This is a genomic window from Pseudomonas rhizophila, assembly GCF_003033885.1.
GTDB classification, from domain to species: Bacteria; Pseudomonadota; Gammaproteobacteria; order Pseudomonadales; family Pseudomonadaceae; genus Aquipseudomonas; species Aquipseudomonas rhizophila.
Window position 1 is genome coordinate 1,968,662 of record NZ_CP024081.1, and the last position, 23,088, is coordinate 1,991,749.

Consider the following 23,088-nt stretch of genomic DNA (forward strand, 5'->3'; position numbering starts at 1 on the left):
CTTTTAGCGCTTGTTCTTCGGCCGCTCTGCCGTTAACCTTCGCGGCGGAGAGTCGATCGGACAGTCGCTGCCCTCTATGAAAATTAGGGGGGGGAGGAAAGTCCGGGCTCCATAGGGCGAAGTGCCAGGTAATGCCTGGGAGGCGTGAGCCTACGGAAAGTGCCACAGAAAATAACCGCCTAAGCGTTTCGGCGCCGGTAAGGGTGAAAAGGTGCGGTAAGAGCGCACCGCACGGCTGGCAACAGTTCGTGGCTAGGTAAACCCCACTTGGAGCAAGACCAAATAGGGTCCCAAGGCGTGGCCCGCGCTGGGACCGGGTAGGTTGCTAAAGATGTCCAGTGATGGCCATCGTAGACGAATGACTGTTCAAGACAGAACCCGGCTTACAGATCGACTCTCCACCTTTTCCCCTCCTGCCAGAATCGCTGGCAGACGCAATTGCTAAGACCAAAAAAATCTTACTCTTAACAAATCACTTTAACTTCTGAGCGCAGCTTCCTGTGTTCGCTGAAGTTGTGGCGAAAAATCCTACGTCAGATTCCCATCGCCCCTCCAGATACGCTCCTAAATCTCCGATCTATAAGGCTTTTCCTTCACTCCGCGCCTTGACGGTGCGGTGGGCGCATTCCTATAGTGTGCGCAAGTGGCGGAAAGTGGCATGAAGTGGGTTTTTTGAGCGTAAAACGCAAAATTTTTGGAGAAACGCTGACGTGTTTCGCGGAGCTAACGCTATCAGTCTCGATGCAAAGGGCCGTCTCGCCATGCCGAGCCGGTACCGTGACGAGCTCGTTTCGCGTAGTTCCGGGCAGTTAATCGTCACGATCGACGCCGTTGACCCATGTTTGTGTGTTTACCCTCTTGATGAGTGGGAAATCATCGAAACCAAACTGCGCGCACTGCCTTCACTGCGTGAAGAAAACCGCCGCCTGCAACGCTTGCTGATCGGTAACGCCGTCGACCTCGAACTCGACGGCAGCGGTCGTTTCCTGGTTCCGCCGCGCCTGCGCGAATACGCCAAGCTGGACAAGCGCGCGATGCTGGTGGGCCAACTGAACAAGTTCCAACTGTGGGACGAAGATGCCTGGAATGCGGTCTCTGCCGCTGACCTTGCTGCTATTCAACAACCGGGCGCCATGCCTGATGAACTGCGTGATTTGATCCTGTGACTATTGATAGCGGCTTTAACCACATCACCGTACTGCTTGACGAAGCCGTCGAGGCTCTCGCCGTACGTCCTGATGGCTGCTATCTGGATGGCACGTTCGGGCGCGGCGGGCATAGCCGGCTGATCCTCAGCAAGCTCGGTCCGGACGGTCGGCTGCTGGGGTTCGACAAGGATCCTCAAGCGATTGCCACCGGGCAAGCGCTAGCGGCCGAAGACGGCCGCTTTGTCGTTGTGCAGCGCAGCTTTGCGGAGCTGGGATCGGAAGTCGCCCAGCGTGGCCTGGCTGGCAAAGTCAGTGGCGTCTTGCTTGACCTGGGCGTGTCTTCGCCGCAGTTGGACGACCCTGAGCGCGGCTTCAGTTTTCTCAATGATGGCCCGCTGGACATGCGCATGGATCCGTCCCGTGGAATCAGCGCCGCCGAATTCGTCAATACCGCTGCGGTGGAAGAAATCGCCCGTGTTTTCAAGGAATACGGCGAAGAACGTTTTTCCGGTCGCATGGCCCGTGCCGTGGTCGAGCGTCGCGATATCAAACCGTTCGAGCGCACCGGCGACCTGGCCGAAGTGCTGAAAGTCGCCAACCCGGCATGGGAGAAGGGCAAGAACCCGGCTACCCGGGCTTTCCAGGGTTTGCGCATCCACGTCAATAATGAACTGGGTGATCTGGAGGCCGGCCTTGAGGCGGCACTTGAAGCACTTGAGGTCGGCGGGCGACTGGTGGTGATCAGCTTCCATTCCCTGGAAGACCGTATCGTCAAACTGTTCATGCGCAAGCTCACCAAGGGTGAGGCCGATAACCTGCCGCGCAACCTGCCGGTGCGTTTCGAAGCCTTCGTGCCGAAAATCAAGATTCATGGCAAGGCGCAGTTCGCCTCCGAGGCTGAACTCAAGGCCAACCCGCGTGCCCGTAGCGCCGTCATGCGTGTTGCGGAGAAGTTGCGGTGAGCAAGCTCTTCGCCAAGCCCCTGCCTGGCGGCAGCTTTTTCATGCTGCTGTTGTTTATCGGCGTGCTCGTGTCGGCCATCGCCGTGTCCTACAGCGCGCACTGGAACCGGCAGTTGCTCAACACCCTTTACAGCGAACTGAGCGTGCGCGACAAGGCCCAGGCCGAGTGGGGCCGGTTGATCCTGGAGCAGAGCACCTGGACCGCCCATAGCCGCATCGAAGTACTGGCGACCGAACAGCTGAAAATGCGCATTCCCGGGGCTGCCGAAGTGCAGATGGTGGCGCCATGATGAAGCTCGAAGGGGCACTCTTTCCGTGGCGCTTCCGCCTGGTCCTGGGCCTGCTCGGGATCATGGTGGCGGCCATCGTCTGGCGGATCATCGATCTGCAAGTGGTCGACCGTGACTTCCTCAAAGAGCAGGGTGATGCCCGTAGCATGCGGCACATCCCGATCCCGGCTCACCGTGGCCTGATCACCGACCGCAATGGCGAACCGTTGGCTGTGAGCACCCCGGTGACTACCCTGTGGGCAAACGCCAAGGAAATGCAGCAGGCCAAGGAAAAGTGGCCGGCCCTGGCCGTCGCCCTTGGCCAGGACCCCAAGGCCCTGGCCGAACGCCTTGAAGCCCAGGCCAGCAAAGAATTCATCTATCTGGTGCGCGGGTTGACGCCCGAGCAAGGCCAGAGGGTGCTCGACCTGAAAGTGCCGGGCGTCTACGGCATCGAAGAGTTCCGGCGTTTCTACCCGGCCGGTGAAGTGACCGCCCACATGGTCGGCTTTACGGACATCGACGACCGGGGGCGAGAAGGGGTCGAGTTGGCCTACGACGAATGGCTCGCCGGGGTTCCCGGCAAGCGTCAGGTCATCAAGGATCGGCGTGGCAGGCTGATCAAGGATGTCCAGGTCACCAAAAACGCCAAGGCCGGCAAGCCCTTGGCGTTGTCCATTGATCTGCGCCTGCAATATCTGGCCAACCGTGAGCTGCGCAATGCCATCGTCGAGAACGGTGCCAAGGCCGGCAGCCTGGTGATTCTCGACGTGAAGACCGGCGAGATCCTGGCCATGGTCAACCAGCCCACCTACAACCCGAACAATCGCCGCAACCTGCAACCGGCGATGATGCGCAACCGCGCGATGATCGACGTGTTCGAACCGGGCTCGACCATGAAAGCCGTTTCCATGGCGGCGGCTCTGGAAACCGGGCGCTGGAAGCCGGGGGATACGGTCGAGGTGTATCCAGGCACTTTGCAGATCGGCAAGTACACCATTCGGGACGTCTCCAAGACCGAAGGTCCGGTGCTTGACCTGACCGGCATCCTGATCAACTCCAGTAACGTGGGCATGAGCAAGATCGCCTTCGATATCGGTGGGGAAACGATTTACCGTCTTGCCCAGAAAATCGGTCTTGGCCAGGGCACTGGCCTGGGCTTTCCTGGCGAGCGGGTCGGCAATCTGCCGAACTACCGTGAGTGGCGCAAGGCCGAAACGGCCACGTTGTCATACGGCTACGGTGTTTCCGTGACCGCGATCCAGTTGGCCCACGCGTTTTCGGTGCTGGCCAACAACGGCCGCATGACACCGCTGTCACTGATCAAAACCGACAAGGCCCCGGAGGCTACTCAGGTCATTCCGGAGGACGTCGCCAAGACCATGCAAGGCATGCTGCAACAGGTGATCGAAGCGCCGCGTGGGGTGTACCGCGCCCAGGTGCCGGCCTATCACGTGGGCGGCAAGTCGGGTACGGCCCGCAAAACCTCCGCGGGCGTCAAGGGCTATGCCGAGAATTCCTACCGTTCGCTGTTCGCCGGTTTCGGCCCGATGAGCGACCCGCGCTACGCCGTCGTGGTGGTCATCGACGAACCGAGCAAGGCCGGCTACTTCGGGGGGCTGGTTTCGGCACCGGTGTTCAGCAAAGTGATGTCCGGCACCCTGCGCCTGATGAATATCACCCCGGATAACCTGCCGCCGACCCAGCAAGCCAACACCGCGCCGGTCGTACCCTTGAAAGCCGAAGGAGGGCGTGGCTGATGTCCCTGAGCCTGAACAAGATTTTTGCCCATGCCGGCCACGATCTGCTGATTCGCGAATTGGCCCTGGACAGCCGCCACGTGCGTGCCGGGGATCTGTTCCTGGCCGTACCGGGTGCCCGGTTCGACGGTCGCGCCCACATCGCCGACGCCTTGAAGCGCGGCGCGGCTGCCGTGGCTTATGAAGTCGACGGCGCGACCGTGCTACCGATCACTGATGTGCCGCTGATTCCGGTCAAGGGCCTGGCGGCCCAGTTGTCGGACATTGCCGGGCGTTTTTACGGCGACCCGAGTCGTCACTTGAACCTGATTGGCGTGACCGGCACCAACGGCAAGACCAGCGTTTCCCAACTGGTGGCCCAGGCCTTGGATCTGCTGGGTCAGCATTGCGGCATCGTCGGGACCTTGGGTAACGGATTCCACGGCGCGCTGGAGAGTGGCCTGCACACCACGCCGAACCCGATCGCCGTGCAAGCAACCCTGGCCGACCTGAAAAAGGCCGGAGCCAAGGCTGTGGCGATGGAAGTCTCTTCCCATGGCCTGGATCAGGGGCGCGTGACGGCCTTGGCGTTCGACGTCGCGGTATTGACCAACCTGTCGCGCGATCACCTGGATTACCACGGCACCATGCAGGCTTACGGCGAAGCAAAAGCCAGGTTGTTTGCCTGGAATGACTTGAAGTGCCGGGTCCTCAATCTTGACGACGCGTTCGGCCGGCAATTGGCCGCCGATAAGCGCGAGTCCCGGTTGATCACCTACAGCCTGGAAGATGCCAGCGCCTACCTTTATGTACGCCAGGCGCAATTCGATGACGAAGGCGTGCGCGCGACCTTGGTTACGCCCCAAGGCGAGCACCACCTGCGCAGCACCTTGTTGGGGCGTTTCAACCTGAGCAATGTGTTGGCCGCCGTGGGTGCCTTGCTTGGCCTGGACTACGCCCTGGATGAAATCCTCAAGGTCCTGCCCAAACTCGAAGGGCCGGCCGGACGTATGCAACGGCTGGGCGGCGGAACGCAACCGTTGGTGGTGGTCGATTACGCCCATACCCCGGATGCGTTGGACAAAGTTCTGATGGCCCTGCGGCCACACGCCAAGGGCAAGTTGCTGTGCCTGTTCGGCTGCGGCGGTGATCGTGACCGTGGCAAGCGTGCGCTGATGGCCGAAGTGGTGGAGCGCTTGGCCGACGGCGTAGTGGTCACCGACGACAATCCTCGCACCGAAGACCCGTCGCAGATTTTCGACGACATCCGCGCCGGCTTCTCGGCGGTGGATAACGTCACCTTCGTGGCCGGTCGCGGCCAGGCCATTGCTCAGTTGATTGCCGGTGCGTCGGCGGACGACGTCATTGTCCTGGCCGGTAAAGGCCATGAGGATTATCAGGAAATCAACGGCGAACGCCATGCCTTCTCCGATTTGGTGGAAGCCGATCATGCCCTGACCGCGTGGGAGGTGGCCCATGCTTAAGGCTTTGAAACTCAGCGAGCTGACCAATGCCCTGCAGGCGCGACTGATCGCAGCAGACGCCAGTTTCGATGGGGTGAGCATCGACAGCCGGGCGATTGCCCCGGGGCAATTGTTCGTTGCCCTGGCCGGGCCGCGTTTTGACGGCCACGATTACCTGAACGACGTGGCCGCCAAAGGTGCGGTCGCGGCGCTGGTCGAGCGAGAAGTGACCAACAGCACGCTGGCGCAATTGCAGGTAAACGACACTCGCCAGGCCCTGGGCCAGCTCGGTGCATTGAACCGCGCCGCATACCGCAACCCGGTCGCGGCCATCACCGGCTCCAGTGGCAAGACCACGGTCAAGGAAATGCTCGCGAGCATCTTGCGCACCCGCGGTCCGGTGTTGGCGACTCGTGGCAATCTTAATAATGACCTGGGTGTACCCCTGACATTGCTGGAGCTGGCACCGCAACACAGTGCCGCGGTCATTGAGCTCGGTGCCTCGCGGCTCGGTGAGATCGCCTACACCGTGGGCATGACCAAACCTCACGTGGCCGTGATCAACAACGCCGGGACCGCCCACGTCGGTGAGTTCGGTGGTCCGGACAAAATCGTTGAGGCCAAGGGCGAGATTCTCGAGGGGCTGGATGCCGATGGCGTCGCCGTGCTGAATCTTGACGACAAGGCCTTCGAAATCTGGAAGACCCGGGCGGCTGGGCGCAAGGTCCTGACATTTGCCTTGAGCAATCTGGCGGCGAATTTTTACGCCAGCGACCTGGACCGCGATGCTCGCGGCTGCCCGGCCTTCAACCTGCACAGCCCCGACGGTGCAGAGCGGGTCCAGTTGAACCTGCTTGGCACCCATAACGTCGCCAACGCCCTGGCCGCTGCGGCCGCGGCCCATGCTTTGGGCGTGTCATTGCCGGGCATCGTGGCCGGCTTGAACGCGGTGCAACCGGTCAAGGGGCGTTCCGTTGCGCAATTGGCCAGCAACGGCATGCGCGTGATCGACGACACCTACAACGCCAACCCGACGTCCATGTGCGCCGCGGTCGATATCCTCGCCGGTTTCCCCGGCCGTACCGTGCTGGTGCTGGGAGATATCGGCGAGTTGGGCGAATGGGCGCAACAGGGGCATCACGATGTCGGCGCCTACGCGCGTGGCAAGGTCGATGCACTGTATGCCGTCGGTCCGATGATGGCCCATGCGGTGGCCGCGTTTGGCGAGCACGCACAGCATTTCAGCACTCAGGCCGAATTGATTCAGGCCCTGAGCGCCGAGCAGGACCCGAACACCACCTTATTGATCAAGGGCTCACGCAGTGCCGCGATGGAAAACATCGTCGCGGCGCTGTGCGGTTCCCGTATGGAGAAACATTAATGCTGCTGCTGCTAGCGGAGTACCTGCAACAGTTCCACAAAGGCTTCGCGGTCTTCCAGTACCTGACCCTGCGCGGGATCCTGGGTGTGCTGACCGCGTTGTCGTTGTCGCTGTTCCTGGGCCCGTGGATGATCCGCACCTTGCAGAACCTGCAAATCGGTCAGTCGGTCCGCAACGACGGCCCGCAATCGCACCTGTCCAAATCCGGTACTCCAACCATGGGCGGCGCGCTGATCCTGTCGTCCATTGGCATCAGTACCGTGCTCTGGGCCGACCTGGCGAACCGGTATGTGTGGGTGGTATTGCTGGTGACCCTGTTGTTCGGCGCCATCGGCTGGGTCGACGACTACCGCAAGGTCATCGAGAAGAACTCCCGGGGGCTGCCGAGCCGCTGGAAGTATTTCTGGCAGTCGGTATTCGGCCTCGGCGCGGCGATCTTCCTTTATATGACCGCAGCCTCCCCGGTGGAAACCACCCTGATTCTGCCGATGCTCAAGGATTACAGCATCCCGCTGGGCGCAGGCTTCATCGTGCTGACCTACTTGGTGATCGTCGGCTCGAGCAACGCGGTCAACCTGACTGATGGCCTCGATGGCCTGGCGATCATGCCGACCGTGATGGTGGGCGGCGCGCTGGGGATCTTCTGCTACCTGTCGGGTAACGTGAAATTCGCTGAATACCTGCTGATCCCTTATGTGCCGGGGGCGGGCGAGCTGATCGTGTTCTGCGGTGCGCTGATCGGTGCCGGCCTGGGTTTCCTGTGGTTCAACACCTACCCGGCGCAGGTCTTCATGGGCGATGTCGGCGCGCTGGCGCTGGGCGCGGCCCTGGGCACCATCGCCGTCATCGTTCGCCAGGAAATCGTCCTGTTCATCATGGGCGGTGTGTTCGTGATGGAGACGCTGTCAGTCGTCATTCAGGTTGCTTCCTTTAAATTGACCGGCCGCCGGGTATTTCGCATGGCGCCGATCCACCACCACTTTGAACTCAAGGGCTGGCCCGAGCCGCGTGTGATTGTCCGTTTCTGGATCATCACCGTAATTCTGGTCCTGGTCGGCCTTGCCACCCTGAAGCTGAGGTAGAACGAGTGTCCCTGATCGCTTCTGACCACTTCCGCATCGTTGTCGGCCTCGGCAAGAGCGGCATGTCCCTGGTTCGCTTCCTGGCGAACCGGGGCGTGTCGTTTGCCGTGGCCGATACGCGGGAAAATCCACCTGAGCTGGCCACGCTGCGTCGTGACTACCCGCAGGTGGACGTGCGTTGTGGCGAGCTGGATGTCGAGTTCCTGTGCCGCGCCGACGAGCTCTACGTGAGCCCCGGCCTTGCGCTGGCAACCCCGGCCTTGCAGGCCGCCGCCGCCCGTGGCGTGAAGTTGTCCGGTGACATCGAGCTGTTCGCCCGTCACGCCAAGGCGCCGATCATCGCCATCAGCGGCTCCAACGCCAAAAGCACCGTCACCACCCTGGTGGGTGAAATGGCTGCGGCGGCCGGTAAGCGGGTTGCCGTGGGTGGCAACCTGGGAACCCCGGCGCTGGATCTGCTCAGTGATGACGTCGAGCTGTACGTGATGGAGTTGTCGAGCTTCCAGCTTGAAACCACCGACCACTTGGGCGCCGAAGTGGCGACCGTGCTCAACATCAGCGAAGACCACATGGACCGCTATAGCGGCCTGCCGGCTTATCACCTGGCCAAGCACCGGATTTTCCGGGGGGCTCGGCAGGTAGTGTTCAACCGTCAGGACGCCCTGACTCGTCCGTTGCTGGGCGAGGGCATGCCATGCTGGTCCTTCGGCCTCGGTGTGCCGGATTTCAAAGGCTTCGGGTTGCGCGAAGAGAATGGCGAGAAATACCTGGCCTTCGAATTCCAGAACCTGATGCCGGTGCGCGAGCTGAAGATTCGCGGCGCCCACAACCAGGCCAATGCCCTGGCGGCGCTGGCCCTGGGACATGCGGTCGGTCTGCCGTTCGACGCCATGCTGTCGGCCCTGCGCACGTTTGCCGGGCTCGAGCACCGCTGCCAGTGGGTTCGCGATCTTGACGGGGTGGCCTGGTACAACGATTCCAAGGCCACCAACGTGGGTGCCGCGCTGGCTGCCATTGAGGGCCTGGGCGCGGACATCCAAGGCAAGCTCGTGCTGATCGCCGGCGGCGACGGCAAGGGTGCCGACTTCAAGGACCTGCGCGATCCGGTTGCGGTCAACTGCCGGGCCGTGGTGCTGATGGGGCGTGACCGCGAATTGATCGCCCAGGCCCTCGGTGACGGGGTGCCGCTGGTACGCGTCGCTTCGCTGGACGAAGCGGTGCAGCAATGCCGCGCCCTCGCACAGTCGGGCGATGCCGTGCTGTTGTCGCCGGCCTGCGCCAGTTTCGACATGTTCAAGAACTACGAAGAGCGCGGGCAGTTGTTCGCCCGGGCCGTGGAGGGCTTGGCATGAACCTGATGAACATCATCAAGCCATACCCGTCTCCGCTGATCACCGGGCGCGGCATCGACCTGGATTTCCCGATGCTCGTCGGTTGCCTGGCGCTGCTGGGCCTGGGCCTGGTGATGATCACTTCCGCATCGTCGGAAGTGGCTGCCGTGCAATCGGGCAATACCCTTTATCACATGATTCGTCACCTGATTTACCTGGTGATCGGTTTGGTCGCGTGCATTGTCACCATGATGGTGCCGATCGCCACCTGGCAACGCCTGGGTTGGATGATGTTGCTCGGTGCCTTTGGTCTGTTGGTGATGGTGCTGTTGCCGGGCATCGGTCGCGAGGTCAACGGTTCGATGCGCTGGATCGGCTTCAGCTTCTTCAACGTACAGCCTTCGGAGATCGCCAAGGTCTTCGTGGTGATCTACCTCGCCGGGTATCTGGTGCGTCGTCAGAAAGAAGTGCGCGAGAGCTGGATGGGATTTTTCAAGCCGTTCATTGTGTTGCTGCCGATGGCCGGCCTGCTGCTGATGGAGCCGGATTTCGGCGCCACGGTGGTGATGATGGGGGCCGCAGCGGCGATGTTGTTCCTCGGCGGTGTCGGGCTGTTTCGCTTCACCCTGATGGTGGCGCTGGCGGTCGGCGCGGTGACGGTGCTGGTGCAAGCGCAACCTTACCGGATGGCGCGTCTGATCACGTTCACCGACCCGTGGGCCGACCAGTTCGGTTCCGGTTATCAATTGACCCAGGCCCTGATCGCCTTCGGTCGCGGCGAATGGCTGGGCGTAGGCCTGGGCAACAGCGTGCAGAAGCAGTTCTATTTGCCCGAAGCCCATACCGACTTCGTGTTCTCGGTATTGGCCGAAGAACTGGGCGTGGTCGGTTCGCTGCTCACCGTCGGGTTGTTCGTCTTCGTCTGTGTGCGCGGCATGTACATCGGTTTGTGGGCCGAGCGGGCCAAGCAGTATTTCGCCGCGTACGTGGCGTATGGCTTGTCGTTCCTGTGGATCGGTCAGTTCCTGATCAACATCGGCGTGAACGTCGGCCTGTTGCCAACCAAAGGCCTGACGCTGCCGTTCCTCAGTTACGGCGGCAGTTCCCTGGTGATTTGCTGTGCCTGTCTGGGCTTGTTGTTGCGCATCGAATGGGAGAGTCGAACCCACCTGGGCAGCGAAGAGATGGAATTCCAGGAGAGCGACTTCGCCGAGGAGCCGACTCATGGGCGCTAACGTGCTGATCATGGCCGGCGGAACCGGGGGGCATGTGTTCCCGGCGCTGGCCTGTGCCCGGGAGTTCCAGGCGCGCGGTTACACCGTGCACTGGCTGGGCACGCCACGGGGCATCGAGAACGAACTGGTGCCCGCCGCCGGCCTGGAACTGCACCGGATCAGCGCCAGCGGCCTGCGGGGCAAAGGCAAGTTGTCGCTGCTCAAGGCGCCGCTGATGCTGCTCAAGTCGATCTGGCAGGCCCGGGCGATCATTCGTCGGTTGCGGCCGGTATGCGTGGTGGGCTTTGGTGGTTATGTGACCGGTCCTGGCGGTGTTGCGGCAAAACTGGCCGGTGTGCCGGTTATCGTTCACGAGCAGAACGCCGTGGCCGGTACCGCCAATCGGTTACTGGTGCCGTTGGCCGCTCGAGTCTGTGAAGCCTTTCCCGACACCTTTACCCTGTCGGGCAGCCGTCGTACCACCGGTAACCCGGTGCGTACCGAGCTGTTCCTCGATACACCGCGCCCGGCCCTGGCCGGACGCAAGGCGCGTTTGCTGATCCTGGGCGGAAGCCTGGGGGCGGAGCCGTTGAACAAATTGCTGCCCGAAGCCTTGTCGCAGGTCGCTCCCGAACTGCGGCCCGAGGTGTTTCACCAGGCCGGCAAAAACCACGATGAAGTCACCGCCGAGCGCTACCGCGCCGCAGGCGTCGAGGCGCAAGTGCAGCCTTTCATCAAAGACATGGCCCAAGCCTATGGCTGGGCCGACCTGGTGGTCTGCCGCGCAGGCGCGTTGACCATCAGCGAACTGGCCGCCGCCGGTCTGCCCTCGATGCTGGTGCCTTTGCCCCACGCCATCGACGACCACCAGACCCGCAACGCCGATTATTTGGCCCGTGAAGGCGCTGCCTTCCTGATGCCGCAAAGAACGACTGGTGCCGCGGATCTTGCCGCGCGCCTGACAGAGGTTTTGATGCAACCGCAAACAATCGAAGACATGGCCCGCGCCGCCCGTCGCCTGGCCAAACCCGACGCCACGGTTCAAGTGGTCGATACCTGCCTGGAGGTGGCCCATGGTTGAGAATCGCAAAGCCATGCCGCAACCGGAAATGCGCCGTATCCGCCGCATCCATTTCGTCGGTATCGGCGGCGTGGGCATGTGCGGGATCGCCGAAGTGTTGCTGAACCTGGGCTATGAGGTTTCCGGTTCCGACCTGAAAGCCTCGCCGGTTACCGAGCGCCTGGAATCCTTTGGCGCGCAGATTTTCATCGGCCACCGTGCCGAGAACGCCGCCAACGCTGATGTGCTGGTGGTCTCCAGCGCCGTGAACACCTCCAACCCGGAAGTTGCGACCGCCCTGGAACGGCGCATTCCCGTGGTGCCGCGTGCCGAGATGCTGGCCGAACTGATGCGTTATCGCCACGGCATCGCCGTTGCCGGTACCCATGGCAAGACCACCACCACCAGCCTGATCGCCTCGGTGTTCGCTGCCGGTGGCCTGGACCCGACTTTCGTGATCGGCGGTCGTCTGAATGCCGCGGGCACCAATGCCCAGCTGGGCACCAGCCGTTACCTGATCGCCGAAGCCGACGAAAGCGATGCGAGCTTCTTGCACCTGCAGCCGCTGGTGGCCGTGGTCACCAACATCGACGCCGACCACATGGCGACCTACGACGGTGACTTCAACAAACTGAAGAAAACTTTCGTCGAGTTCCTCCACAACCTGCCGTTCTACGGTTTGGCAGTGGTGTGCCTGGACGATCCGGTGGTGCGCGAGATCCTGCCGCTGATCAAGCGCCCGACCGTGACCTACGGTTTTGGCGAAGAAGCCGACGTGCGCGCCATCAACGTACGCCAGCAGGGCATGCAGACGTTCTTCACGGTGCTGCGCCCTGACCGCGAGCCGCTGGATGTGTCGGTGAACATGCCGGGCAACCACAACGTGCTCAATGCCCTGGCCACCATTTGCATCGCCACCGACGAAGGTGTCAGTGACGAAGCCATTGTCCAGGGCCTGTCCGGGTTCCAGGGCGTGGGACGACGTTTCCAGGTCTACGGCGAACTGCCGGTGGACGGCGGCAACGTGATGCTGGTGGACGATTACGGCCACCACCCGACCGAAGTCGCGGCGGTGATCAAGGCCGTGCGCGGTGGCTGGCCGGAGCGTCGCCTGGTGATGGTCTACCAGCCGCACCGCTACAGCCGTACCCGCGACCTGTACGACGATTTCGTCCAGGTTTTGGCCGACGCCAATGTGCTGCTGCTGATGGAAGTCTATCCGGCCGGCGAGGAGCCGATCCCGGGTGCCGACAGCCGTCAGCTGTGCCACAGCATTCGCCAACGCGGTCAGTTGGACCCGATCTACATCGAGCGCGGCGTGGACCTCGCACCGCTGGTCAAACCGCTGCTGCGCGCTGGCGACATCCTGCTGTGCCAAGGCGCCGGTGACATCGGTGGCCTGGCCCCGAAACTGTTGAAAAGTCCGTTATTCGCCGGGGCAATCGTGGCATCCAGCGAGGGGAAACTGAAATGACTGCTGCCTACGCCAACCTGGTTTCGACCCTGGACCCGAAAGCCTTCGGCCGCGTCGCCGTGCTGTTCGGCGGCAAGAGCGCCGAGCGCGAAGTGTCCCTCAAGTCTGGCAACGCCGTGCTGCAAGCCCTGCAAAGCGCCGGTGTCGACGCGTTCGGCATCGACGTAGGCGACGACTTTTTGCAGCGCCTGCTGAACGAAAAAATCGACCGCGCGTTCATCATTCTTCATGGCCGCGGCGGCGAAGACGGCAGCATGCAGGGCCTGCTCGAATGCCTGGGTATTCCCTACACCGGCAGCGGCATCCTGGCGTCTGCCTTGGCCATGGACAAACTGCGCACCAAGCAGGTCTGGCACAGTCTCGGCATTCCCACGCCCCGTCACGCCGTGCTGGCATCCGAGGCCGATTGTATTTCGGCGGCCACGGAACTGGGCTTCCCTTTGATCGTCAAACCGGCCCATGAAGGTTCAAGTATCGGCATGGCGAAAGTGACTTCGCTGCCTGAGTTGACCGCGGCATGGAAAGACGCCAGTTCCTACGATTCGCAAGTGTTGGTCGAGCAGTGGATCACCGGTCCCGAGTTCACCATCGCCACCCTGCGTGACCAGGTGTTGCCCCCGATTGCCCTGGGCACGCCGCACACGTTCTACGACTACGACGCCAAGTACGTGGCCAATGACACCCAGTACCGCATTCCATGCGGGCTGGACAGCGCCAAGGAAAAACAACTGATGGACCTCACGGCCAAGGCCTGTGAGGCGCTGGGTATTGCCGGTTGGGGCCGGGCGGACGTGATGCAGGACGCCGACGGGCAGTTCTGGTTCCTGGAAGTCAACACCGCCCCGGGCATGACCGATCACAGCCTGGTACCGATGGCGGCCCGTGCCGCCGGCCTGGATTTCCAGCAATTGGTGCTGTCGATCCTGGCCGCCAGTGTCGGCTCTCAAGAGCCAAGAGGTTAAGCATGCAAGGCGCATCGCTTCGTCATCAGCCATCCGCACCCGGTCGCAAGCCGGTGCCGCGGGGTGCCAGCCGAATGGTGGCCAAAGAGCCGATGTCGGCGCGCCTGCCGAAAGCCAACTTCGGTTTTCTCAAGAGTCTGTTCTGGCCGGTGTTGTTGGTGGCGTTGGGGTTCGGTACGTACGAAGGGGCTCAGCGGTTGCTGCCCTATGCGGATCGGCCGATCGCCCGGATCAATGTGCAGGGCGACCTGAGCTACATCAGTCAGCAAGCAGTGCAGCAGCGGATCGCCCCATTCGTGGCGTCGAGCTTCTTCACCATCGACCTGGCGGGCATGCGCAAGGAACTGGAGCAGATGCCCTGGATCGCCCATGCCGAAGTGCGGCGGGTATGGCCTGACCAGGTATCGATCCGCCTGGAAGAACAACTGCCCGTGGCCCGCTGGGGTGACGAGTCGCTGTTGAACAACCAGGGTCAGGCGTTCACGCCGCGGGAACTGGCCAACTACGAACATTTGCCACAACTGTTCGGTCCTCAGCGGGCCCAGCAGAAAGTAATGCAGCAGTACCAGGTGTTGAGTCAGATGTTGCGGCCGCTGGGCTTCTCCATCGCGCGCCTGGAGTTGCGTGAGCGCGGCAGCTGGTTCCTGACCACTGGCGCGGGCAGCTCGGGGCCGGGCATCGAGCTGCTGCTCGGGCGCGGCAACCAGGTGGAAAAGATGCGCCGCTTCATTGCCATCTATGACAAGACGCTCAAAGACCAGATTACGAACATCGCGCGCATCGATCTGCGCTACGCCAACGGCCTGGCTGTTGGCTGGCGGGAACCTGTAGCGCCCACGACGGCTGAACCCGCCGTCGCGAAGAATTAAGAAGAGGCAGGACCCATGGCAAACGTGCAAAGCGGAAAAATGATCGTCGGTCTGGATATCGGCACTTCCAAGGTGGTTGCGCTGGTAGGCGAGGTCGCGGACGACGGCACGCTGGTCATCGTCGGGATCGGTACCCACCCGTCCCGTGGCTTGAAAAAAGGCGTGGTGGTGAACATCGAGTCCACCGTGCAATCGATCCAGCGCGCCATTGAAGAAGCGCAGCTGATGGCCGGTTGCCGGATCCACTCAGCGTTCGTCGGTGTGGCAGGTAATCACATCCGCAGCCTGAACTCCCACGGCATCGTGGCGATTCGTGACCGTGAAGTCAGCTCCGCTGACCTTGAGCGCGTGCTCGACGCGGCGCAGGCCGTGGCGATCCCGGCCGACCAGCGTGTGCTGCACACCCTGCCGCAGGATTATGTGATCGATAACCAGGAAGGCGTGCGGGAGCCCCTGGGCATGTCCGGCGTGCGCCTGGAAGCCAAGGTCCACGTGGTGACCTGTGCCGTGAACGCCGCGCAGAACATCGAGAAATGCGTGCGCCGTTGCGGCCTGGAAATCGACGACATCATCCTCGAGCAACTGGCCTCGGCCTACTCGGTACTGACTGACGACGAGAAGGAACTGGGCGTGTGCCTGGTGGACATCGGCGGCGGCACCACCGACATCGCGATCTTCACCGAAGGCGCGATCCGCCACACGGCAGTGATCCCGATTGCCGGTGATCAGGTCACCAACGACATCGCCATGGCCTTGCGCACTCCGACCCAGTACGCCGAAGAAATCAAGATCCGCTACGCCTGCGCCCTGGCGAAACTGGCCGGTGCCGGTGAAACCATCAAAGTGCCAAGCGTTGGCGAACGTCCTCCGCGCGAGTTGTCCCGCCAGGCGTTGGCCGAAGTGGTCGAGCCGCGTTACGACGAGCTGTTCACGCTGATCCAGGCTGAGCTGCGTCGCAGTGGCTACGAAGACCTGATCCCGGCCGGCATCGTGCTGACCGGCGGTACGTCGAAGATGGAAGGCGCGGTCGAACTGGCCGAAGAGATTTTCCACATGCCGGTGCGCCTGGGCGTGCCCCATGGCGTCAAGGGCCTGGATGACGTGGTCCGCAACCCGATTTACTCCACCGGCGTGGGCCTGTTGATGTACGGCCTGCAGAAGCAGTCCGACGGGGTTTCGTTCTCGGGCATCGGCAGCCGCGACAGCTACAACAGCGACGAGCCGAAGGCGCCGCTTTTCGAGCGGCTCCAGGCTTGGGTGAAGGGCAATTTTTAGCAACAGGTTTAAAGCTTCAAGCGACGAGCCTCTGGCTTGGCACTGGAAGATGCAACAAACGCAGTAGGCGAAAAAACTAGAGAATGAAAGGAGAGGGAAAATGTTCGAACTCGTAGACAACATCCCCGCTAGCCCGGTTATCAAGGTAATCGGTGTCGGCGGTGGCGGCGGCAACGCTGTCAACCACATGGTCAAGAGCAACATCGAAGGCGTCGAATTCATTTGCGCCAACACTGATGCTCAAGCGCTGAAAAACATCGGCGCGCGAACCATCCTTCAACTGGGTACCGGCGTGACCAAGGGCCTGGGTGCCGGCGCCAATCCCGAGGTTGGCCGTCAGGCTGCCCTGGAAGACCGCGAGCGCATCGCTGAAGTCCTGGCTGGCACCAACATGGTGTTCATCACCACTGGCATGGGCGGCGGTACCGGTACCGGTGCGGCGCCGATCATCGCCGAAGTAGCCAAGGAAATGGGCATCCTCACCGTTGCGGTGGTGACCCGTCCGTTCCCGTTCGAAGGCCGCAAGCGCATGCAGATTGCCGATGAGGGCATCCGCGCGCTGAGCGAAAGCGTCGACTCGTTGATCACCATTCCCAACGAGAAGCTGCTGACCATCCTGGGTAAGGACGCAAGCCTGCTGTCGGCTTTCGCCAAGGCCGATGACGTACTGGCCGGTGCCGTTCGCGGTATCTCCGACATCATCAAGCGTCCAGGCATGATCAACGTCGACTTCGCCGACGTACGCACCGTGATGTCCGAAATGGGCATGGCGATGATGGGCACTGGCTGCGCCAGCGGTCCGAACCGTGCTCGCGAAGCCACCGAAGCGGCTATCCGCAACCCGTTGCTCGAAGACGTCAACCTGCAGGGCGCCCGTGGCATCCTGGTGAACATCACCGCCGGTCCGGACCTGTCCCTAGGCGAGTACTCCGACGTGGGTAGCATCATCGAAGCGTTCGCTTCCGACCACGCCATGGTCAAGGTCGGCACCGTGATCGATCCTGACATGCGTGACGAGCTGCACGTGACCGTGGTTGCCACTGGCCTGGGCGCGAAAATCGAGAAACCGATGAAGGTGATCGATAACACCGTTCAGACCTCCCTGGCATCGCAGCCGCAGCAACAAGCAGCCGCTCGTCAGGAACAACCCGCGGTGAACTACCGTGACCTGGACCGTCCGACCGTCATGCGCAACCAGGCTCAGGCCGGTGCTGCGACTGCCGCGAAGATGAATCCGCAAGACGATCTGGATTACCTGGACATCCCGGCATTCCTGCGTCGTCAGGCCGATTGATGAAATGTATCAGGGGGATACGGGTGATTGGTGTTCAGCAAAGGTCTGGTCTGCTATTATCGCCAGCCTTTGTTGATACCAGTTCGCAATTTGCGCTGAAGCGGCCCATGCCATGATTAAACAACGCACCCTGAAGAATATTATCCGTGCCACAGGTGTCGGCTTGCACTCCGGTGAGAAGGTCTACCTGACCCTCAAGCCCGCGCCTGTCGATACTGGCATCGTGTTTTGTCGTGCCGACCTCGACCCTGTGGTGCAGATCCCTGCTCGCGCGGAAAACGTTGGTGAAACCACTATGTCGACCACACTGGTCAACGGTGACACCAAAGTGGATACGGTGGAGCATTTGCTCTCGGCCATGGCTGGCCTGGGCATCGATAACGCCTACGTCGAGCTCTCCGCGTCCGAAGTCCCGATCATGGATGGCAGTGCCGGACCCTTCGTATTCCTGATTCAATCGGCTGGCCTGGAAGAGCAGGACGCAGCCAAGAAGTTCATCCGTATCCTGCGGGAAGTGACAGTGGAAGACGGCGACAAACGCGCCACTTTCGTGCCTTTCGAAGGTTTCAAGGTGAGCTTCGAGATCGATTTCGATCACCCGGTTTTCCGTGACCGCACCCAGAGTGCAAGCGTGGACTTTTCCAGCACTTCGTTCGTAAAAGAAGTCAGCCGCGCCCGTACCTTTGGTTTCATGAGTGATATCGAGTACCTGCGCAAGCACAACCTCGCACTCGGCGGCAGTGTTGAAAACGCGATCGTGGTTGATTCCGATGGTGTGTTGAACGAGGACGGCCTTCGTTATGAAGACGAATTCGTCAAGCACAAGATTCTCGATGCAATCGGCGACCTCTACCTGCTGGGCAATAGCCTGATTGGTGAGTTCAAAGGCTTCAAGTCCGGCCACGCGCTGAACAACCAGCTGCTGCGCAAGTTGATTGAGCAGAAAGATGCTTGGGAAGTCGTGACGTTCGAAGACGCCAGCACCGCACCAATCTCTTACATGCGCCCTGTAGCGGCCGTGTAAGCATAAAAACCTCTCTAGTTTTTAAAGGCTGCCTTCGGGTGGCCTTTTTTTATGGCTGCTTTCTGGGACGTTTGTGGCAATAGGGGGAATGCTGTTTTTTGAGTTGAGTTGAGTTGAGTTGAGTTGGGGTACATATCCGTTTCTGCGGTAATGGCCACTGGCGGTTCCGCCCTTACGGCGGGTCACTTTCGAAAAGCGCGAAAGTAACCAAAGCGCTCATGCCCCACCACTAGGTGCCTCGCTTAGGCTCGGCATGCCCTCACTCCGGCATTGCTCCGTGGGCCCGCCGCGAAGGACCATCCATGGTCCAGCGCGGCTATCCCGGCATCCATGCCGGGATGCCCACTCCACAATGCCTGCGTTCGGCCAGCGTGGTTAACGGGGCGCCGAGATCAACGTCCACCGCGAGGCGGCCTGACAGCCGGCCTGGTTCTTTCGGTCGTACACCTGTCAGATCTGTGGGAGCAAAGCTTGCTCGCGAAGGCGGCCTGACAGCCGGCCTATTTCTTGTGGTAGTACTCCGATCCAATTGTGGGAGCGAGCCTGCTCGCGAAGAGGCCGGCACATTCAACATCCTCATTGACTGAACCACCGTCATCGTGAGCAGGCTCGCTCCCACAGGATGAACGCGGTCATCAAAAAACAGGTCGGCTGTCAGGCCGCCTCGCGGTGGACGTTGATCTCGGCGCCCCGTTACCGCAGCAATGGATACACACCTACCCAAATCGGTCGAATAGCCACATGGAAGGGTCCGTTACATCGCACAAACCACACGATTGCGCCCACTGGCCTTGGCCTGGTATAGCGCCTTGTCAGCAGCGAACATGAGCTGCTCGAGTTCGCCATAAGGTCCTTGGGCCCAGGTGGCAATGCCAATGCTGACGGTCATGGGGGCTGCGCCGGTAATGAAGGGGGGCAACTGTTCCACCGCTTCGCGAATGTTCTGGGCCATGGTAAAGGCTCCGGCGGTGGTGGTTTCCGGCAGTACCACCGCGAACTCCTCACCGCCGTAGCGCGCTGCCAGGTCGGCCGGTCGGCGGACATGCCTGCCGATCAGATGCGCAAGGGTGCGCAAGGCCTCATCACCACTTGGGTGGCCGTGGCGATCGTTGAATGCCTTGAAGTGATCGGCATCGATCATCATGACTGACAGCGGTTGGCCCGAACGCTGGGCCCGCAGCCATTCCTGTTGCAGCGTTTCGTCCAGAGTCCGGCGGTTGGCCAGGCCCGTCAGCGAGTCGATGGACGCCAGTTGCGCCAGTTCCCGTTCAGCATGGTGGCGCCGCCTAAGTTCATGACGCAGCAGCCAGGTGAGCCAGAGCAAGCCGATGCACAATGCCCCCGTAGCACCGCTGACCAGCAGCGCCGTGCGTTTCCAGGAGGCGAAGACTTCATCGGAGGAGAGCGCTACCACCACGATCAAAGGCAGGTCGCCCACTTGGGAGAAGGTGTACAGGCGCGGCTTCTGGTCCTGACCGGATACGCTGGTGAAGCTGCCGTTGCCTTCGCGCAGGATGCGCATGAAGTTCGGGCGGTTGCTGAAATCCTTGCCAATCAGGTCCTCGGCCAGGGGCGGCTCCTGGGCCAACAGAAAGCCTTCGCTGCTCACCAGATTGACTGTGCCGCCATGACCGATGTTCAGGCTCTTGAACAATTGGTTGAAATAGTTCAAGCGCATCGCGGCTTCCGCCACGCCCAGGAACTCCCCTTGTTCGTCGTTTAGTCTGTAGCTGAAACTGATACGCCAGTCCTGCGCGGCACTTCTGGAGCGAAACGGGCGACTGATCATCATGCCCGGGCTTGGGTTATGGACATGGGACTGGAAGTATTCCCGGTCGGCGTAGTTGCCCTTTCGTGGCTCGATCGAGGCGGAGTCGGCGACTACATTGCCGCGCTTGTCGAGCAGCAGGATGTCGCCTTTATAGGGGGCGGCGGTGGCACGGTCGAAGAGGGCCAAGTGGCGAATCGTCGGCGAAACGTCTTTCAGGTCGTCGCGTTGGGTGGCGGCGACCAAACCTTGTAGCGACAGATCGTAGAGCTCCACGTTGCGCAGCACGTCGGCATCAATCAGTTGCACGATATTGGTCGCCGAACGTGTCGCGGCCTGTTGGGCAGCGGCGTATTCGCGGATCAGCAGGAAGGTCACGATGCTCAGGATGGCAATGACAACCAACGAACTGGCCAGTACGAGTACCCGTTCCGAGCGTATCGAAAACGGGGTATTGCCGGGTGTCGCACTGCTCGCGCTCATGGTTCCGATGTCTGCATTTGTCATGTGGCTGGGATCCGTCCCAAAGGGTTGCATAACCGGCAATGCACCAGATGCTGGCCTTTTGCTGATTGTGCTTGGATCGGTGAGAGCGGGCAATCAGTGTTCGCGCAATAACGCGTGAGCGCTGCCGAAGGCGGAGATCTTTTTACTTTGCTTGATATGGCTTTCATCCAGCATTCAATCGCCTGGAATTCATCCCAATACGATCTAAACAGCGTGGGGTGTCAGGCCGGCAAGCGGATCCCGAAGGTATTCACGCCCCGGTCACTGCGCACGAAGACATCCCCGCCGTGCATCAGCGCAATCGCCTTGACGATGGCCAGCCCCAACCCGTGGTTGGCGCCACTGTTGCTGCGGGAGGCATCTACCCGGTAGAACCGTTCGAACAGGCGTGGCAGGTGTTCATCGGCAATCGGTTCGCCGGGGTTGGTGACGGCGAGGGTGATCTGGTCGCCCAGGGCCTCGATGCGCACATTGATCACTTGCCCCGGGGCGGTGTGTCGCACCGCGTTGCTCAGCAGGTTGATCAGTGCGCGGCGCAGGTGGGCGATCTCGATGTTGGCCTGGGCGTCACCGCTGACCCTGACCTGGACCTGGGCGTCTTCAAGGATGAAGTCCAGGTAGTCGAGGGTGGTCGCCACTTCGCCGGCCAGGGAGGTGCTGGTGAGTTTGGTGGCTTTGTTGCCCTGGTCGGCGCTGGCGAGGAACAGCATGTCGTTGATGATCGAGCGCAGTCGCTCCAGCTCTTCGAGATTCGATTGCAGCACCTCGAAGTAATGTTCGGCCGAGCGCCCACGGGTCAGCGCCACCTGGGTCTGGCCGATCAGGTTGGTCAGGGGCGAGCGCAGTTCATGGGCGACGTCGGCGTTGAACGACTCCAGTCGCGAGTACGCCTGTTCGACCCGGTCGAGGGTGGCGTTGAAGGAACTGACGAATTGACTGAGCTCCGGCGCCAACGGTGACATCTGCAAGCGCCCGGACAAGCGCGGTGGTGTCAGGCGTCTGGCCTCATCGGACAGTTTGATCAGCGGCTTGAGGCCGATACGCGCTACCCAGTAGCCCAGCAAGGAGGCCAGGATCACCCCGACAATCGCCAGGCTCACCAGTGCCACGAGCAAATAGTGTTGGGTCTGGTAGAACGTCTGGGTGTCGATGCCGATCATGAAGCGCAACGGTGGACGCTGGTCCTTGGCCGGGAACTGGCTGACGAGCACTTTCATCGGGTATTGCTGGGCCGCCAGTTTCAGGTCGCGCTTGCCCAGCGAACCTTCGGCGAAGGCACGAATCTGTGGATCGGGGTTGCCATATTCAAAGCGTGGATCGCCACTGACGATCCAGAAGTGAATGCGTTTGTCTTCCTCTCCCAGCAGGCGCAACTTGTTATTGATCTTCACCCAGTGCTCGGGTGTGCCGTAGCGACCGACCGTGGATTCGAGCACGCTGTAGCGCGCATCGAGTTCGGCTTCCGGCAGCAGGCCCAGACCCTTTTCGACTTGCTGGTACAAGGCTCCGCCGATCAACAGGAACACCAATGCCGCCACCAGCGTGAACATGCCGCTCAGGCGCAGGGCAATACTGTCGGGCAAAGTCACTCTCTGCTCTCCAGCACATAACCCATTCCACGAATCGTGTGCAGCAGTTTCTGTTCGAACGGCCCGTCGAGCTTGGCCCGCAAGCGTTTGATGGCCACTTCCACCACATTGGCGTCGCTGTCGAAGTTGATGTCCCAGACCATTTCGGCAATGGCGGTTTTCGACAGTATTTCGCCCTGGCGACGTGCCAGGACGCTGAGCAGCGAGAACTCCTTGGCCGTCAGGTCCAGGCGTTGGCCTGCTCGGGTGGCCTTGCGGCTGATCAGGTCGATCCACAGGTCGGCGATGCTGACCTGCACCGGTTCATGACTGCCGCTGCGGCGGGTCAGGGCTTGCAGGCGGGCCACCAGCTCCAGGAAGGAGAACGGCTTGCCCAGGTAATCATCGGCGCCGTCTCGCAAGCCCTTGATGCGGTCTTCGACACGTTCACGAGCGGTGAGCATGATCACCGGCGTCTGTTTGCGGGCGCGCAGGGCCCGCAGCACGCCGAAGCCGTCCAGGCCTGGCAGCATGACGTCCAGCACGATCACCGCGTAGTCGCTTTCCAGCGCCAGGTGCAGCCCCTCGACGCCGTCCGGCGCCACATCTACGGTGTAGCCCTGTTCGCTCAGGCCGCGATGCAGATAGTCCGCGGTTTTTTCTTCGTCTTCGATGATCAGAACGCGCATGGTCCCGCC

Annotated in this window: 19 protein-coding genes and 1 other RNA gene; 17 read left to right on the plus strand and 3 right to left on the minus strand. The window is 61.6% G+C overall.

Annotated elements, in window-relative coordinates:
- Positions 1-48 precede the first annotated feature (48 nt).
- The 17 genes from rnpB to lpxC all read left to right on the plus strand — a co-directional run bounded on the left by rnpB (position 49) and on the right by lpxC (position 18,547).
- Positions 49-402, plus strand: an RNA gene (gene rnpB / locus CRX69_RS09240) — RNase P RNA component class A.
- Between the two features lie 308 nt (positions 403-710).
- Positions 711-1,166 carry a division/cell wall cluster transcriptional repressor MraZ gene (gene mraZ / locus CRX69_RS09245; RefSeq protein WP_003205355.1) on the plus strand — a complete coding sequence of 152 codons (456 nt, stop codon included), beginning with the start codon at positions 711-713 and terminating at the stop codon, positions 1,164-1,166.
- Positions 1,163-2,110: a 16S rRNA (cytosine(1402)-N(4))-methyltransferase RsmH gene (rsmH, locus tag CRX69_RS09250; RefSeq protein WP_047228811.1), complete on the plus strand. Its 948-nt coding sequence runs from the start codon at positions 1,163-1,165 to the stop codon at positions 2,108-2,110. The genes mraZ and rsmH overlap by 4 nt, the downstream gene beginning before the upstream one ends.
- On the plus strand, positions 2,107-2,400 hold the full coding sequence (gene ftsL / locus CRX69_RS09255; protein WP_047228812.1) for a cell division protein FtsL: 294 nt from the start codon (positions 2,107-2,109) through the stop codon (positions 2,398-2,400). Before rsmH ends, ftsL begins: the two co-directional genes overlap by 4 nt.
- On the plus strand, positions 2,400-4,139 hold the full coding sequence (locus tag CRX69_RS09260; protein ID WP_172833814.1) for a peptidoglycan D,D-transpeptidase FtsI family protein: 1,740 nt from the start codon (positions 2,400-2,402) through the stop codon (positions 4,137-4,139). The genes ftsL and CRX69_RS09260 overlap by 1 nt, the downstream gene beginning before the upstream one ends.
- Positions 4,139-5,602: a UDP-N-acetylmuramoyl-L-alanyl-D-glutamate--2,6-diaminopimelate ligase gene (locus tag CRX69_RS09265; RefSeq protein WP_107321908.1), complete on the plus strand. Its 1,464-nt coding sequence runs from the start codon at positions 4,139-4,141 to the stop codon at positions 5,600-5,602. Before CRX69_RS09260 ends, CRX69_RS09265 begins: the two co-directional genes overlap by 1 nt.
- Positions 5,595-6,962: a UDP-N-acetylmuramoyl-tripeptide--D-alanyl-D-alanine ligase gene (locus CRX69_RS09270; protein ID WP_107321909.1), complete on the plus strand. Its 1,368-nt coding sequence runs from the start codon at positions 5,595-5,597 to the stop codon at positions 6,960-6,962. Before CRX69_RS09265 ends, CRX69_RS09270 begins: the two co-directional genes overlap by 8 nt.
- On the plus strand, positions 6,962-8,044 hold the full coding sequence (mraY, locus tag CRX69_RS09275; protein ID WP_047228816.1) for a phospho-N-acetylmuramoyl-pentapeptide-transferase: 1,083 nt from the start codon (positions 6,962-6,964) through the stop codon (positions 8,042-8,044). Before CRX69_RS09270 ends, mraY begins: the two co-directional genes overlap by 1 nt.
- A 5-nt stretch (positions 8,045-8,049) precedes the next feature.
- Positions 8,050-9,396 carry a UDP-N-acetylmuramoyl-L-alanine--D-glutamate ligase gene (gene murD, locus CRX69_RS09280; RefSeq protein ID WP_107321910.1) on the plus strand — a complete coding sequence of 449 codons (1,347 nt, stop codon included), beginning with the start codon at positions 8,050-8,052 and terminating at the stop codon, positions 9,394-9,396.
- Positions 9,393-10,610, plus strand: a complete 1,218-nt coding sequence (gene ftsW, locus CRX69_RS09285; protein WP_047228818.1) for a putative lipid II flippase FtsW — start codon at positions 9,393-9,395, stop codon at positions 10,608-10,610. Before murD ends, ftsW begins: the two co-directional genes overlap by 4 nt.
- The gene (murG, locus tag CRX69_RS09290) at positions 10,600-11,670 is read left to right on the plus strand and encodes an undecaprenyldiphospho-muramoylpentapeptide beta-N-acetylglucosaminyltransferase (protein WP_107321911.1); all 1,071 of its coding nucleotides are present in this window, start codon (positions 10,600-10,602) and stop codon (positions 11,668-11,670) included. The genes ftsW and murG overlap by 11 nt, the downstream gene beginning before the upstream one ends.
- Positions 11,663-13,123: a UDP-N-acetylmuramate--L-alanine ligase gene (murC, locus tag CRX69_RS09295; protein ID WP_107321912.1), complete on the plus strand. Its 1,461-nt coding sequence runs from the start codon at positions 11,663-11,665 to the stop codon at positions 13,121-13,123. The genes murG and murC overlap by 8 nt, the downstream gene beginning before the upstream one ends.
- The gene (locus tag CRX69_RS09300) at positions 13,120-14,085 is read left to right on the plus strand and encodes a D-alanine--D-alanine ligase (RefSeq protein WP_076383613.1); all 966 of its coding nucleotides are present in this window, start codon (positions 13,120-13,122) and stop codon (positions 14,083-14,085) included. Before murC ends, CRX69_RS09300 begins: the two co-directional genes overlap by 4 nt.
- Positions 14,086-14,087: 2 nt before the next feature.
- Positions 14,088-14,954 (plus strand): cell division protein FtsQ/DivIB, encoded by an 867-nt coding sequence (locus CRX69_RS09305; RefSeq protein WP_047228822.1) that lies wholly within the window; start codon positions 14,088-14,090, stop codon positions 14,952-14,954.
- Positions 14,955-14,969: 15 nt separating this feature from the next.
- On the plus strand, positions 14,970-16,229 hold the full coding sequence (gene ftsA / locus CRX69_RS09310; RefSeq protein WP_076383614.1) for a cell division protein FtsA: 1,260 nt from the start codon (positions 14,970-14,972) through the stop codon (positions 16,227-16,229).
- Between the two features lie 100 nt (positions 16,230-16,329).
- Positions 16,330-17,523: a cell division protein FtsZ gene (ftsZ, locus tag CRX69_RS09315; protein WP_047228824.1), complete on the plus strand. Its 1,194-nt coding sequence runs from the start codon at positions 16,330-16,332 to the stop codon at positions 17,521-17,523.
- 112 nt (positions 17,524-17,635) lie between these two features.
- On the plus strand, positions 17,636-18,547 hold the full coding sequence (gene lpxC, locus CRX69_RS09320; RefSeq protein ID WP_030139673.1) for a UDP-3-O-acyl-N-acetylglucosamine deacetylase: 912 nt from the start codon (positions 17,636-17,638) through the stop codon (positions 18,545-18,547).
- 754 nt (positions 18,548-19,301) lie between these two features.
- Here lpxC and CRX69_RS09325 read toward each other — a convergent pair.
- The 3 genes from CRX69_RS09325 to CRX69_RS09335 all read right to left on the minus strand — a co-directional run bounded on the left by CRX69_RS09325 (position 19,302) and on the right by CRX69_RS09335 (position 23,079).
- Positions 19,302-20,798, minus strand: coding sequence for a sensor domain-containing diguanylate cyclase (locus tag CRX69_RS09325; protein ID WP_107323247.1), 1,497 nt, complete (start codon positions 20,796-20,798; stop codon positions 19,302-19,304).
- 245 nt (positions 20,799-21,043) lie between these two features.
- A complete protein-coding gene (locus tag CRX69_RS09330; RefSeq protein WP_171061319.1) occupies positions 21,044-22,411 on the minus strand; it encodes a heavy metal sensor histidine kinase in 1,368 nt (455 codons plus the stop codon).
- Positions 22,408-23,079: a heavy metal response regulator transcription factor gene (locus CRX69_RS09335; protein WP_047228825.1), complete on the minus strand. Its 672-nt coding sequence runs from the start codon at positions 23,077-23,079 to the stop codon at positions 22,408-22,410. Before CRX69_RS09335 ends, CRX69_RS09330 begins: the two co-directional genes overlap by 4 nt.
- Between the last annotated feature and the right edge of the window lie 9 nt (positions 23,080-23,088).